Raw genomic sequence first — 13,911 nt, 5'->3', positions numbered from 1 at the left:
CGTCACGACGCGCCCTCAAAGCGAGACGGCAAACCTGGTTCACGTCGGCTGCCACATATAAACAAACTGGCGCGAACGCGCCTCCACTTTATTGAGAGACAAATGGGAAGCCGCCGCTGATCCACCTCCGGATATCTGGCGTTAGATGCTTCAATTGATGCTGGCTTTCGATTCTTTTCATTGCATCCTCGTACTCCTCAACGGTTTTTGGCCAGATGTCTGAGAGAATCTTGAACATTTGGAGAGGATTGGCATGGATTTTAGACTCCGAGGTGTCGACCTCTAACCCCTTCTCGAAGATAAACCCGGTACGTTGGTTTACCTCATAAAAGACCGGCATCACCGCCACCCAGGAACTAGGAACCTTGGCGAGGCTGGCCCGATTTACGACGTGGTCTGCGTCAACTGGCGACAGTTCATCCGGTTTGAGGTGGTAAGCGTCGACAATGTGATGCACCATCGCTTTTCGCACGTCACTTTGCGGCGCTTTCGCGTTCACCCAAACGAGGCCATACCCAACGCGCAGGCCTACATGCCGTACTAGAGCTGCATCTTTTAGCTTTACGCCCCTGATCTCCTCGATGATCAGGTCGTTCCAGTCGCAGTAGGCCTCCAAATGTTCGAAATTCGAGAAGTAAACTGGAACAGGAGTATTCGCCTCCATGTTGGAGACGACATCCATGCGCATCTGCATCGTAACTGAGGTCAGGTCCCATTTCTCTTGGTCTGTCGGAGGAGCGAAACGTCTCGATCGTCGTGCCACGTGATTGCCTTCCCGTAGATCTACTTCATATACCCATCGGCCCGCGATATCGTAAAAAGTGTTTCGACAACGTTTAGATCGACTTCGTCGTTTGCAGTTAATCGTAAGGCTCCCTGCAATAGACAGTCCGGGGGAGCGCGGGACTGTTGTCATGGACATTTTTGTTTTCTCATATCGCGGTCCGCGGCGCCTCTGAAGTCGAATAATGGTGGCATCTAGGGACGCGACTCCACTGAGTCGCATAGGCCACTATCCGAAAAGTAAGCAGCGACGAGTGAGAACGAGCCATTCTTCTGTATTCTCAACTACTTTTTTGACGGGATTTTCGTATGTGCACTCAAAGACGTCAAACGCTTGTTTCGTTTGGTATTTGCGAGTGAGGAGAGCCGATTTTCCTTTAAGACCAGCAGCTTCGTTAAGAATTCGTTTACCATAAATAGCTTGCCCACACACCAGAATCGCGGCTTATTGCAACAGCGGTGCAAATCGGTTTTGACCGCCTCAAAGCGCTGTTGTGAGATATCGGGCTGAAAATGAAGCGAACGGCTGAAAAGAAATTAGCGGCACAGGAGACGTTGGTCGAGCTCATCGAACGGCACTCCTCAGCGCTTGCGACGCAGCTTCAAGCACATCACCTGAGCACATTCCCACCGGTTGCCGAGAAAGGGATTCGGCATTTCCAGCCATCAGAAGCTGCCAAGCTCGTGGGTGTCAAGGAAGTCTACCTTCGTCAGGTGTCGAACGACATCGAGGATCTTGAGGTGAGCACGACGGCGGGCGGCCGTCGCTCGTATTCGGTTGAAGACATCGACAAGATCCGCAGGCATCTCGATCGTGTCGGCCGCGCTGACCGGCGGTATCTCCCGCACCGGCGCGATGGTGAAGTGCTGCAAGTCATATCCGTTATGAACTTCAAGGGTGGCTCCGGAAAAACCACAACGGCCGCGCACCTGGCGCAATATCTGGGACTGCGGGGGTACCGGGTTCTTGCTCTCGATCTGGATCCTCAGGCGAGCCTTTCGGCGCTCTTTGGCAACCAGCCCGAACTGGATGTCGGTTCCAACGAAACCATGTACGGCGCTATTCGCTATGATGACGAGCGCCGCCCCATCCAAGAGATCATCCGATCGACATACATTCCCGATCTCCACCTGATCCCAGGAAATCTGGAGCTTATGGAATTTGAGCACGACACCCCGCGAGCATTGATGAAGCGCCAAGTGGGCGATGTGATGTTCTTCGACCGGGTTCGCCAGGTTTTGGACGAGGTCGAAAGCAACTACGATGTGGTCGTCATCGACTGCCCGCCGCAACTTGGCTATCTCACGCTGTCCGCCCTCACCGCCGCGACGTCGGTGATCGTGACGGTTCATCCCCAGATGCTGGACGTTATGTCGATGAACCAGTTCCTGGCGATGGTTGCTGAACTTCTTCGGGAGGTCGCAACAGCGGGGGGGAACGTCGACTTTTCATGGATGCGCTATCTGATCACGCGCTTTGAGCCTGCCGATGGACCGCAGAACCAGATGGTTGGCTATTTGCGGTCGATCTTTGGTTCCCATGTCTTAAATTTCCCAATGCTCAAGACCACGGCCGTTTCTGATGCCGGACTGACCAACCAGACCCTTTACGAGGTCGAGAGAGGTCAGTTTACGCGTAGCACATACGATCGTGCCCTCGAGGCGATGAACAACGTCAACGAGGAAATCGAGACCCTGATCAAGAAATCCTGGGGGAGAGCCGCATGAGCCGGAAGAACCTTCTGAACCTCGTACAGGTCGACGCAGCACGCCCGGCAAAGACACAGGGTCGGCCGCTGCTTTCGCCGTCTGTGCAGTCTGACGAATCCACGGCGGACAACAAGCTTGTCAAGCAGGTCGGGTCCACAATCCGCGAGGAAAAGGCCCGTCAGGCCCGTGCAGATCAGATCGAACGGCGACTTGCCGAGGGTCAGACTGTGGTCGAGATCGACCCAGCCGAGGTCGAGCCTTCCTTTGTGCAAGACCGCATGCCGGGCGATATTGAGGGGCTGATGGCTTCGATTAAGGAGCAAGGCCAGCAGGTGCCGATTCTTGTCCGCCCTCACCCGGACCAGGCCGGTCGCTATCAAGTGGCGTTTGGTCACCGTCGGCTTCGCGCAGTTCAGGCGCTTGAACGGCCGGTCAAGGCGATCGTTCGCGATTTGACGGACGAGCAACTCGTTGTGGCGCAGGGACAGGAGAACAACGAGCGCGAGGATCTTACCTATATCGAGAAGGCCCTCTTCGCCGACAATCTGCAGCAGCGCTTTACCAGGGACGTCATCATGTCAGCCCTGTCTGTCTATAAGAGCGATCTGTCCTACATGCTGTCTGTCGTGGTCAGGATCCCCCGAGATCTGATCAATGCAATCGGTGCTGCCCCGGGTGTGGGGCGCCGGAGCTGGGTTGAGCTTGCAGACCTGCTTGCCAAGGACGGTTCGCTCGACTTGGCCAAGCTGTTTCTCGAATCGGCGCAGGGTAAGTCCCTCCCCTCGGAGGCACGCTTCAAGGCTCTTATCGCGCACCTGAAACCGCGGGCAGCTCCGGCGGCTGTTGACGTGTGGACCGCCGACGACGGAAAGCGCCTTGCGAAAGTGCTGAACACCGACGGGAAACTGGAAATCGCCATCGACCGGAAAGAAGCGCCTGAGTTTGCCGCGCTCGTCCTGGAGAAGCTTGAGGAACTGTATCGCGAGCACCGCTCAGCGAAATAGCACGCTGGATCAACGAACCACGGAGTGAAACCCGCAAAAGAAAAGAGCCCCCTCAACGTCGCCGTCGTGGAAGCCCTTATCTGTTCTGTAGCAAGACAGAGAATCGCATTTCCATGAATCTTCGTCAAGAGTCTTGGCGCCGTTTTGGTGAGTGGATTTCTTTTGCCTTCTGAAAGGTGAAAGACGATGCATACTGGAAGTGTGACGACGCCGTTTGGGCGGCGGTCGATGACGCTTGCCCTCGTGAAGCGGCAGGTGGCCGCGAACGAGATCAAGCCTGGTAAGTCTGTCGAGAAATGGAAGGTCTTCCGAGATGTTGCTGAAGCCCGGGAGACGCTTGGCCTTCAGGATCGCAGCGTCGCCATCCTGGATGCGCTCTTAACGTTCCATCCGACCAATGAACTTCGTCAGGACGGGCAGATGATTGTCTTCCCTTCGAATGCCCAGTTGACACTCCGCGCCCACGGTATTGCGGGGGCTACGCTTCGGCGCCATCTGGCAATTCTCGTCGATGCCGGCCTGATCGTGCGAAAAGACAGCGCCAACGGCAAGAGATTTGCGCGGAAGGGTCGTGATGGCGATATAGAGACGGCCTTCGGCTTCGACCTGTCGCCGCTTCTCGCTCGTGCTGAGGAACTTGCCCTGATGGCGCAGGAGGTCGTGGCTGCTCGTGTTGCGTTCAGAAGGGCCAAGGAGACGCTAACAATATGCCGGAGGGACGTCCGGAAACTGATCAGCGCCGCCATTGAGGAAGGCGCGGAGGGTGATTGGCAAGCGATCGAGGACATCTACATCAATCTGACGGCGCGTCTCCCCCGCACACCATCGCATGCTGACGTCGATAGCCTGCTCGGTGAAATGCAGTTGCTTTACGCCGAGGTGCTTAGCCGCCTGAGTATCCACGAAGAACCCGAAATTATTAGCACCAATGATGCTCATGGTGAGCGCCACATACAGAATTCAAAACCCGAATCTATCCGTGAACTTGAACCTAGCTCTCGAAAAGAGCAGGGGGCAAAGTCTGGTGGAACTGATTTGCCCCCGCGTCTGGCGAGCACATCCTTCCCGTTGGGTGTTGTGCTGAAGGCCTGCCCGCAGATTTGCGACTATGGACAAGGCGGTGCGGTGGGAGGCTGGCGTGATCTGATGTCAGCTGCGGTTGTCGTCAGATCGATGCTGGGTGTCAGCCCATCGGCCTATCAAGACGCTTGCGATGCGATGGGACCGGAAAATGCGGCAATCGCGATGGCCTGCATTCTGGAGCGAGCGAACTTTATCACCTCGCCCGGCGGCTATCTGCGCGACTTGACGCGGCGCTGGGAGCGAGGAGAGTTTTCGCTTGGACCGATGGTCATGGCGCAGCTGAAGGTGAACAGTGGGGGAGCAGTTAGGCGCGCCTAACCTCTCCCCCGAGTTCTATTCGAAAATTTCGTATCTCGTGGCGTCAGGTCCATAGCCGTTTGATGTGGGTTCCCGTTGTCACGGAACGGCCTCGCCAATTCTCCTCGGGGCGATCGTACCTCAAGGGTGCAGTGCACTCGGTGTCGAGCCGGATCCGAGGCGCCGATGTAGAAATGCGGAGTTGGCCGGTGTCTCAAGATCGGCGCAGCAGCGAGGTGTCGAGGTTGTTTTGGTAGGAGTAACACGGCCTATGCAGAGATCTGAGCTTTGAACATACTGGGGCCGGCGCGGCGATCATCGCAACTCCCGAGCGCCGCCGGCATCGGGTCGGAGCCTCCGATGGGAGAGGCGCCTGGGCAGCGCGAAGAAAGGCGGCGTCACCTGCTCTGTGGTGCGAAGTTAGGCGCGCCTAACTTGCCGGTCTCCGTGGCACACCATGGGATCCAACGTCTACTTGCTTGTCATCGTTTAAGATGGCTTGAGCATTGCCAGTCGACGCCAAGAAATGGCGCGAGAATTGAAACAGGCTGACGTACGAGGCGCGCCTCGGAGCGTACACATGATGAGGGTCTGCGAGTTAGGCGCGCCTAACTGCAACCGTGTCGACTCGCGCAGTTTGCTAAGCCGATAGCGGCGCAGCGGTGCCAGAGAGTTAGTCAGACGCCGGACCCGGATCTCTTTTGCGTGAAAGTAGGGCGGCGCGGATCCTTTCATTCTTGCTTGGTATTGCCGCCGCGACATTGTCATCAACGGTAGCAGGCGAGGGTGGTTCTTTGTCTCGCTTCAAGGTCATGAAGCGCTCCTGCGCCAGTATTCGGTCTGCTGCCGAGACCGGCTCAACCACTTCCCCGTCAATATTATGACGCATGGCGTCTGGCTGGGCGCTCGCGAAATAGTATCGCTTTGAATGGACATAGACAGCGACTGCGCGTCTCAGGGCAGTCGTCCCAACGCCAGGCTTCAAACGGCTTTTGAGGTCTTCGAACAAGCCGATCGAAAACGGAAGGATCGGGTCGCCGGCCTTCTTGGGGAAAATTGCGGCCGGGGATGTCATTAGCGTATTGATCACGCTTGCCTTTGCGACATCGGTTTCCGTTGCTGCGATTGGGCCACGGCTGGCCGTCCAGGGCTTCATAACGGTCCTCTGAGGTCACGCTTCCCACAAAAATACAGAACTGGACCTCTCGGTTCTTTTCGACGTATTTGGTGCCTCACCGTGGTGAGTAATCGCACCCAAGCTCACGCATTGGCAAGGCAGGTTGTATGAAAGTTTTTCGGCGGCAACAGAGGCTCGACCATCGAGGGAAGGGGAGGGCGCTCTGGTAAGTATTGCGTGTTGGGATCAATAGCACGACATGCCACCACACGGGATGTCTTCTGTCGCTCGGCAGTCAATGATGCTCTGGTCGAGGCGCTACGGTGGGCGATAGTGACAAGGAACTTTATGACATTCAAGGACCAGAACAATTAGAACAGGTCGCGAATAATCTGACCAAGCGGGGTCTGGGCGATCTCCCGGTGAGCGACGTCGATCGGCACCCATTTCGTCTTGCGCCTGTCCTTCTCAGGAAAATCGCTCGCGATATCCGTTGCCACAAGGAGGTGAACGGCAACACAGTACCGAAAGGGGCTGCCCTCCTTTGTATAGGCAAACGACCCGAGGACCCGCTCCGTAGCCGTGCCTTTAATGCCGGCTTCTTCGAAAGCCTCCCTCTCGGCGGTGTCGCGAGATGTTTCGCCAGGCTCGATATGTCCCTTCGGTATACCCCATCGACCATTGCGAAGGCTGCCGATCAAAAGAATCTCCACTCTTTCCTGGCCGTTTTTCCTGCGGAGACAGATTGCTCCAGCTTGCTTGATCTCGTTCGGTGCTGAGACCTCGGCGCGATCGAACTCAGCCTCATCCTCGTAGACTTCGACTTGCATCGCTGCTTGCGGAATCATGCTCGCATCCCCAGTTGGGCGGACGAACCTTCGTGCAAAGGAGGTTCGCAATCTGACGCTTGAGATTACCCTTGTTTGTGACAGTTCGACGACTATCCTTGCCGCGCGACGCAAGGAGATATGCAATGGGTGAAAAACGCAAGAAAATCTATCACGCTCTCGTGGACGGTGCCACCGAAGGCCTATCCGACAAGGCACTTTACGACTTTGTGGTTGAGCGCTGCCCAAAGACCTCAAGTAAAAGGATTGTCCGTGCAGCACTTCTTGCGCTCACCGATCCGGATGTCACCGACCGGCACGTGCTGGATACGATCTACGCGCTGGCCATCAAGCATCGGATGAGCGAAGTCGGCAACGGCGATGCAGAGGTTGACGATGCCGAGGAAGCCGAAGTCGCTCCATCGCGGAAGCCCTCCAAGAGGCGGCCGGACCCATCGATGTCGCCGCCGGTCGTGTCGTAGCACTGGACGGTAAGCCAGAGTCATTGGCCAGTAGTTAGCCGTCAGTTCGCCGGCGGAACTGGGCAATCCATCTCGCCTCTACGTATTGGAACCGTCGCAACGACCGCTGCTTGCGTCCGAGACATCCCCCCCAACGGCCGTACCCTTGCAATTGACTGCCAGCGGCAGCCTCCGATCAGCCTCGACATGGATGTCTCAATAGTCTGCTATCAGCTGTAAGAACTCGCGTTGATTGTGACAACTTGAACGGATACAGCCTGATTCAATAGGCCCGCCGCCCACCGATTCCGTTTAGAGCGCTGCCCGATGAACTTTCGATCCAACTGGTCGTCAAACTCGATCCCGTTTTGCCTTCTCGTCGGAGCCCTCTGCAGCGCTTCATTGGCGCCCTTCATGGGCTACTTCATCGTTGAAGACCAGGGCGAGCAGCCTTGGAAGATAAGCGTCTACTCCGCGCTGGTCTCCATCACGACCATGGCCGGAAACCGATTTTTTGGCGAGCGCATCGACAATGGCGCGCGGATCCAGCGCCTAGTGCAGATGGCGACTGTTGTTCGCTCGTAGCGATCGCTATCCTCAAGATTCAGCCTGTTGGTCACAGTCATCAGCTTCCTATTTGGTATCGCCCATACGGCGACCGCAACGATGTACGGTTTCGGCCGGCTCTATGCTGAAAGGAATGGGAAAGATACCGGTCGCTGCAATTCCCATCTGAGGATCATGACGTCGCTCGGATAGATGCTTGGTCCACCGCTGACATTTTTCGTCGCGTCGCAGTGGGGCAGTATGAGCAATTTTCGAGGCTCGGCCGCCATCGCGGTTTGCTGGTTGGCATGGACGCCACCCCAATTCGCCTTTGCGCTTGAAGCATCCCAAATATCAGTCGCGAAAGGGGCGTCAGCTGTCGTTTGGGCTGTGTAGGTAGATGGTTCAGTATCCCTTGGCAAACCTCAATCGAGCCAATTTCAGTTGTTATCTTGGTTTCAACAAATGCTGAAATAAAAGAAAGTGATGAAATAGGTTGCTATTTTCACCAGAACACATAGTTTCAGCGAATGTTGAAAAGCTCCGAAATGGTGAACAGGTTCGTCGAGCAAGGTCCCACGCGTTTGCTGGACCTTTTGCGCCAGATTCCTGTGCTTAAAATAGTCACATCAGCGAACGAGCCAGTGGGTGGCCCGGACCGCGGATATGATTTTTCGGTAACGGTCGATCTCGCTGGAAGAAATCACACGCTCGTCTGCGAACTCAAGGAAAATGGGCAGCCTCGGTATGTGCGACATTCGATCTCGAAGCTGCGGTCGATTGCTGCCCTTGCGGGTGGGACGCTGACACCGGTCGTAATCGCGCCCTATCTCTCGAAGGAAACGCAATCCTTCTGCCGGGACAACAAGGTCGCCTATCTGGATCTCGAAGGGAATGCGTGGCTGACCTTTGATACGGTTTTCATCGAACGCATCGTGCCCCCGCGGCCAGCCGTCGAAAAGCGCGAGCTGAGATCCCTTTTTAAGCCGAAATCGGCAGCCGTCCTACGCGTCATGCTCCGCGAACCGGCGCGGGCCTGGAAAGTCGCCGAATTGGCGCAGGCCGCCGATGTCAGTCTTGGTCATGTCAGCAATGTCCGCAAGGCGCTGCAGGATCGCGAGTGGGGACAGGTATCGGACGAAGGCATCTTCCTATTGAAGCCTGCTCACTTGCTTGAAGCCTGGCGCCAAGCCTACGAGCCGGAGGGCGAAATCCTGCGCTTTTATACGCCCCTGCACGGCCAGGCGATGGAGGAGCAGATCGTCACCGCACTCGTCCTGTCGAAAAATGGTCTTTACGCCGCACTGGCGAGCTTTTCCGCCGCGAAATGGCTGGCCCCTTTCGGGAGGACGTCGACACATTTCTTTGTTGCGGATCATCTCGGAGTTGAGCAGCTCGTTGACGGTCTTGGACTCAAGTCCGTATCTTCGGGGGAAAATGTTCGGATTTCAGTGCCGCACGATACAGGCATCCTCCAGGATACGATCGAGCCTGCGCCCGGCATTTACTGCACCAGCCCCGTCCAGACCTACCTCGACCTCTCGACCGCCGGAGAGCGTGGGCGCGAAGCCGCCGATCATTTGAAAGAGGAAATGCTGACATGGCAGGAGTAGGTCCACCCGATCCTCAGTCGGCAACCGAATACGACGACCCGCACCACGATGGCGGTCAAGACAGTCCTGATCGAGATGGGCCAGATCCTTCTACGTCTAACGTACCGACGTGGCGCATCTCGTCATTGTCCAGCAACAGCCAAGGGACAGCGCCGCCGATGACGGCGAACTTTCCCTGGAAGCTGCCGAGCGGCGGCAAGCCAGCCAATCCTTGAGCATGAGAGCGGCGCTGTCGGCTACGAGCATATCAACAGAAAGTTCGACAATGTCGACGGATTTGGTCCGACCTGCGTTCGGCAGTTCGTCGAGGAATCCAGCTTGCTCGGCGACCGTTCACCGGAGCAGTGGCAGCAGGATGCTTTTGGTCAGGTCGACGCCTGGTTGCGAGCCATTGGACTGAGAGGCTGAACTTCGCAGATCTTGGCGTTATACTTGATAGGATCGAGTGCCGTCTCTGACGGGCCGCCCTGTCGGCAAATGAAGCCTGCGGTTGCCAGCCTTTTCAGGCCGTCATCTCTGGAACGTTTGCGCTAGCGGCGCGTCGGTCGGTAGGCTTCGCCGGGCAAATCTCCTCGCGACCCTAATCTCCAATACACCGGAAAAATAGGGCCACCGGAAGACCGGGGCCCTTTAAGGTGTGAAGGTTAAAACCTCCAGAGGGGAACAGCTAACGCGATGGCACTGGGAGGAGGCCATCAAATGCATCAGCTGCACCATACATGCCTATGCGTTGTGCAGTGCGCAATCACTTATTGTGCATTGCAGCTATGCGATAGGCAAATTGATGCTCCTATCCACCCAATCTCAAGCTCGGTTTAATCGTGCCGTCGCCCTTCTGCTCCATTCGTTCACTCAGACGTTTGCGGGTTGGCGTCGCCCCTCGGGCCGGGCTGCGGGCAAAGCGGAAGCCCGCTCCGCTCTTCCCCTCCGGACGTCCATCCCTGACGCGGGGAGGAATCAATCCGCCGTTGTGCCTCTTGCCAGCCGGCCGCAAGGGAAGCTTCGCCGCGCTCAGTCCTCTTTGCGCATCCTGGCGACGCGGTTGCGCGTTTCGACGGTCGCTCCGGCGGCATCCCATGCCAGCCAATCAACATTTGAGTCCAGTTGATTGGATTTATTTTTTGAAAGCGGAAGTTGCTTGCTTGTCATCAACGTGAAATTGCGCTCCTTTATGAAGACCTATTGGGGGATGGGACATGGCGCAAATTTTGAAAGCCGTTGCGATAGCGAATAACGAAGTTGCCTATCTTGCCTGGGATATCGATACGACCGCGATCCCCGGCTGCCTCGGCTTTCACATCGTGCGCGAGTATCTCGACGACAACGATCAGGTGACAGAGGAACGGCCACTTGCCTCCTATGTCGCCTTCAAGGGCCAGAGCAATCCTGAGTGGCAGGCGCAAAACACCAGCGTCTGGCCGGTCCAGAAATTCAACTGGCGCGACCTCACGCTCCGAAAGAAGCGAAACGAAGCCCAGCGCCGTCCCGACAACGAACGTGTCCGCTACCGCATTCGCGCGGTCGGCAAGATGAAAGCGGAGCTCGACCCAGTCGAGGTCGTGCCGGAGAGCCATCGTGACTTCAAGACGCGACAGATCGTCCAGCACACATACGAGGGAAAGCCGATACCGCTGGGGTACCTGACCCCGGCCGCCTTCACCAATGTCATCGACGTCACCACAAAACGGCTGCCCTTCACAAGCAGCTTCACCAACGGCATCCTGTCGACCCAGTTCCTCTCCAAGGTGCTGAATGAAGACGGCACGATCTCACCGAACGAACTTGAGAATCACTTGCGCAAGCCCGGCGACTGGCTGCGCAACTATCTTGCCGGCGACGTCCTTCCCATCCTGCACGATTTCTTCGCGCAGCCGGGCGGCCGTTTCCATGCAGCGCTCTACGAGCTCGAAGACGTCGAACTGCTAAAGCTCCTGACCGACAACGCTGCACGGCTCGACCTGATTCTCTCGGACGCCGGTAGCGGACAGGACGAGGACGCTGAGCCGAACGAGAAGGGCAAGCAACCCACCATCTACGACACGCGCAACGCACCCGCGCGCGCAGTCCTTCGGGCGATCGCCGACATCCCAGGCAGCGGTTGCACGCTTCGAAACAGACTGTTCAACGGTACCGGTCATATCGGCCATAACAAATTCGTCGTCTGGCTCGACGATGGCGGCACCCCCCGGTCAGTCATAACAGGCTCGACCAACTGGACCTGGTCAGGCGTGGCCGGCCAGAGCAACAATTGCGTCCGCATCGATGACGATGCGATTGCCGGCGCCTATTTCGAATATTGGACGCAGCTCAAGGCGGACAAACTGCCTGAACCCACTCCGCTCAACGCCAAGGCCAAGGGCGCAACCCAAGGCGATACGCTCAAAAAGACCAATCGAACGCCGTCGCGCGTCGCGCTCCCAAACGGGGCCTCCGCCGAGATCTGGTTCTCGCCCAATATGCCAGGCAAAAAGCAACCGCCGTCCAAATCGGCCAAGCCCGCACTGCCGCCGCCCGACATGGACCGGCTCTTCTCGCTGCTGCGCAAGGCGGAAAAAGCGATCTTCTTCCTGGTCTTCATGCCCTCGCGCGGCGGCGTCAACTCCGTCGTCTCCGAAGCGATCGCTCTCGGTCTGAAAGACACATCGCTCAACGTTGTCGGCGCGATCTCGGATACGCAGGCGATGTGGGGTTATGAGCCGAGCCAGGAGCTGCCGAGCGGTAAAAAGCTTCCCGCCTGGTCGCCGCATGTCTTTCAGCAGGCCGGCATCTCGGTTATCCGCGCCACCGCTCTCACCGACCGGGAAATCGGCCGAGCTGTGGGCGATTTCAAGAATGACGAGACCCTGACGCTCGGTCGAGCCATCATCCACGACAAGGTGCTGGTGATCGATCCGATGGATCCGGAAAAATGTGTCGTCGCCTTCGGCAGCCATAACTTCGGTTACAAGGCGTCCTACTCGAACGATGAAAATCTGATCATTGTCGAGGGGCACGCGGCGCTCGCCCAGGCCTATGCGGCGCACGTCCTTGACGTCTACGATCACTACCGCTTCCGCGCCGCCGAAGCGGAGGTCACCGCTCACGCCAAGAAGCATGGGGCTGCAGGCGGGAAGTCCGACCCGCGCTGGGATGGCTTCCTCGATACCACCGACGATTGGCAGAAACGTGCGTCGCATCGCATGTCGGCCTATTTTACCCGGTGACCAGGCAGCGCCCGTCTGGCAATTCGGTGCTGACGTTGCCATAGAGCTTCTCCCCGTCGTCTCCTCGGGTTTGCATCGAGGTACAAGTTTGCCCCAACCAGACAAGAGCAACGCTCCTGGCGTTCATCACTATATTCCGATTTTCTACACAAAACGCTGGGCCTGCGGTCATCCGCGGATGCTGACGCGGTTCACGCGTTGGCCGTCGGGCAATTTCGCGGTCGACCGAAAAGCGCCGAAGGGTGTGGGCTGGGAACGTGATGGCTATTCATTCGACGGCTTTACCGGCGATCAGGCCGCAGCGATCGAACTGGAACTCATGAAGCCGAAGGACCATCGGGCAAGCCAGATGCTGAGGCGCCTGGAACAGCGTGGGTCCTCGGGGCCCTGGAGCAGTGAGGAACGTTATGACTGGACCTGGTTTATCGTCTCGCTGCTGGTGCGGGGACCGGAAGACGTCCGGTCGGCAAAGGCGAATATCTCTCGTGAATGGGCAATTCCCAACCAGCGAATGGAAGCGCGTTATCAGGACGTCATTCGCGAGTTTCCCGGCTTTGCCGCGCCCCCATCGCTCCGGGACTACATTGCCTCGATGGACGAGAATTACGGCTATCGGCTCGGAATGAAGATCATGGCCGACATGACGGATCATCACGCCATATCCTCGCTTATCGCCAATATGCACTGGGGCGTTCGTGCCGTCGATGAAGGCAGACAACTGCTGACATCAGACCGGCCGGTGCGCCTGGAATTTCCGCTGCGGTCCGAAAAGTCGTTCCTGACCTTGCCCATTGGTCCACGGCTCCTCTTCCTCGCGGCGAAATCGCTTCGGGGTTTGAACAGACTGCTGAATTCCGATTTGCGGGTTCTTGTCGAGCGCAACAATCGCAAGGTCGTTCGGCAAGCGCGGCAGTTTGCTTTTGCTGCGGATGACAGCGAGCGGAACTGGGTATCGAAACATCTCGCAAAAGAGCCGCAGCCCGGCTTTTTTGACTTCATTCGCGGCACTGGCGCAACGTTGGGCGAGGCCTGAACCGAGGCCGGCGCCGGACCCCGATCGCCGAAAGTCGAAACACAGCATGACGAGCCTTCTTTTGGGACCGGTCCTGCCGATTGTCGATGCTCGGGCGTCGCCCTTCGGGCCGGGCTGTCGGCAAGGCGGAAGCCCTTGCGGTCTTCCCCCTGCGGGCATCCATCCCTGACGTGTTTTTGCCGCTGGCGCCCCGTCGGCCGCAAGGGAGGCTTCGCCGCGCACATTATCTCGTCG

The 13,911-nt window shown here is 57.5% G+C and carries 11 protein-coding genes; 8 read left to right on the top strand and 3 right to left on the bottom strand.

Annotated elements, in window-relative coordinates:
• Positions 1-88: 88 nt before the first annotated feature.
• The gene (locus tag C5L13_RS21015; RefSeq protein WP_158693499.1) at positions 89-682 is read right to left on the bottom strand and encodes a hypothetical protein; all 594 of its coding nucleotides are present in this window, start codon (positions 680-682) and stop codon (positions 89-91) included.
• A gap of 614 nt (positions 683-1,296) precedes the next feature.
• On the opposite strand from C5L13_RS21015, the gene repA reads away from it, so the two are divergent.
• The 3 genes from repA to repC all read left to right on the top strand — a co-directional run bounded on the left by repA (position 1,297) and on the right by repC (position 4,898).
• Entirely contained in the window at positions 1,297-2,511 is a 1,215-nt protein-coding gene (repA, locus tag C5L13_RS21010; protein WP_105385207.1) for a plasmid partitioning protein RepA, read from the top strand.
• Positions 2,508-3,497, top strand: coding sequence for a plasmid partitioning protein RepB (repB, locus tag C5L13_RS21005; RefSeq protein WP_105385206.1), 990 nt, complete (start codon positions 2,508-2,510; stop codon positions 3,495-3,497). Before repA ends, repB begins: the two co-directional genes overlap by 4 nt.
• Before the next feature lie 186 nt (positions 3,498-3,683).
• A complete protein-coding gene (gene repC / locus C5L13_RS21000) occupies positions 3,684-4,898 on the top strand; it encodes a plasmid replication protein RepC (protein WP_105385205.1) in 1,215 nt (404 codons plus the stop codon).
• Between the two features lie 652 nt (positions 4,899-5,550).
• Here the strand turns inward: repC and C5L13_RS20995 are convergent.
• A complete protein-coding gene (locus tag C5L13_RS20995; protein ID WP_105385204.1) occupies positions 5,551-6,033 on the bottom strand; it encodes a ProQ/FINO family protein in 483 nt (160 codons plus the stop codon).
• 332 nt (positions 6,034-6,365) lie between these two features.
• Positions 6,366-6,842, bottom strand: coding sequence for an NUDIX hydrolase (locus C5L13_RS20990; RefSeq protein WP_245571412.1), 477 nt, complete (start codon positions 6,840-6,842; stop codon positions 6,366-6,368).
• Between the two features lie 125 nt (positions 6,843-6,967).
• On the opposite strand from C5L13_RS20990, the gene C5L13_RS20985 reads away from it, so the two are divergent.
• The 5 genes from C5L13_RS20985 (at position 6,968) to C5L13_RS20965 (ending at position 13,677) form a co-directional block, all read left to right on the top strand.
• Positions 6,968-7,303 carry a hypothetical protein gene (locus tag C5L13_RS20985; RefSeq protein WP_105385203.1) on the top strand — a complete coding sequence of 112 codons (336 nt, stop codon included), beginning with the start codon at positions 6,968-6,970 and terminating at the stop codon, positions 7,301-7,303.
• Positions 7,304-7,696: 393 nt separating this feature from the next.
• Positions 7,697-7,867: a hypothetical protein gene (locus C5L13_RS28830; RefSeq protein WP_158693498.1), complete on the top strand. Its 171-nt coding sequence runs from the start codon at positions 7,697-7,699 to the stop codon at positions 7,865-7,867.
• A gap of 605 nt (positions 7,868-8,472) precedes the next feature.
• Positions 8,473-9,441, top strand: a complete 969-nt coding sequence (locus C5L13_RS20975; protein WP_245571411.1) for a type IV toxin-antitoxin system AbiEi family antitoxin — start codon at positions 8,473-8,475, stop codon at positions 9,439-9,441.
• 1,196 nt (positions 9,442-10,637) lie between these two features.
• The gene (locus C5L13_RS28820) at positions 10,638-12,644 is read left to right on the top strand and encodes a phospholipase D-like domain-containing protein (protein WP_158693496.1); all 2,007 of its coding nucleotides are present in this window, start codon (positions 10,638-10,640) and stop codon (positions 12,642-12,644) included.
• Positions 12,535-13,677 carry a DUF4238 domain-containing protein gene (locus C5L13_RS20965; protein WP_342588189.1) on the top strand — a complete coding sequence of 381 codons (1,143 nt, stop codon included), beginning with the start codon at positions 12,535-12,537 and terminating at the stop codon, positions 13,675-13,677. Before C5L13_RS28820 ends, C5L13_RS20965 begins: the two co-directional genes overlap by 110 nt.
• The last annotated feature ends 234 nt before the right edge of the window (positions 13,678-13,911 follow it).

Source organism: Neorhizobium alkalisoli (genome assembly GCF_002968635.1).
GTDB lineage: Bacteria > Pseudomonadota > Alphaproteobacteria > Rhizobiales > Rhizobiaceae > Neorhizobium > Neorhizobium alkalisoli.
The sequence above is the reverse complement of the archived record's forward strand: the minus strand, read 5'-3'. Positions and strand labels throughout refer to the sequence as shown.

Excerpts from the sequence above, each read along its gene's own strand:
- C5L13_RS21015 (WP_158693499.1), bottom strand. The coding sequence starts at position 682 with ATGGATGTCGTCTCCAACATGGAGGCGAATACTCCTGTTCCAGTTTAC.
- repA (WP_105385207.1), top strand. The coding sequence starts at position 1,297 with ATGAAGCGAACGGCTGAAAAGAAATTAGCGGCACAGGAGACGTTGGTC.
- repB (WP_105385206.1), top strand. The coding sequence starts at position 2,508 with ATGAGCCGGAAGAACCTTCTGAACCTCGTACAGGTCGACGCAGCACGC.
- repC (WP_105385205.1), top strand. The coding sequence starts at position 3,684 with ATGCATACTGGAAGTGTGACGACGCCGTTTGGGCGGCGGTCGATGACG.
- C5L13_RS20995 (WP_105385204.1), bottom strand. The coding sequence starts at position 6,033 with ATGAAGCCCTGGACGGCCAGCCGTGGCCCAATCGCAGCAACGGAAACC.
- C5L13_RS20990 (WP_245571412.1), bottom strand. The coding sequence starts at position 6,842 with ATGATTCCGCAAGCAGCGATGCAAGTCGAAGTCTACGAGGATGAGGCT.
- C5L13_RS20985 (WP_105385203.1), top strand. The coding sequence starts at position 6,968 with ATGGGTGAAAAACGCAAGAAAATCTATCACGCTCTCGTGGACGGTGCC.
- C5L13_RS28830 (WP_158693498.1), top strand. The coding sequence starts at position 7,697 with ATGGGCTACTTCATCGTTGAAGACCAGGGCGAGCAGCCTTGGAAGATA.
- C5L13_RS28820 (WP_158693496.1), top strand. The coding sequence starts at position 10,638 with ATGGCGCAAATTTTGAAAGCCGTTGCGATAGCGAATAACGAAGTTGCC.
- C5L13_RS20965 (WP_342588189.1), top strand. The coding sequence starts at position 12,535 with ATGGGGCTGCAGGCGGGAAGTCCGACCCGCGCTGGGATGGCTTCCTCG.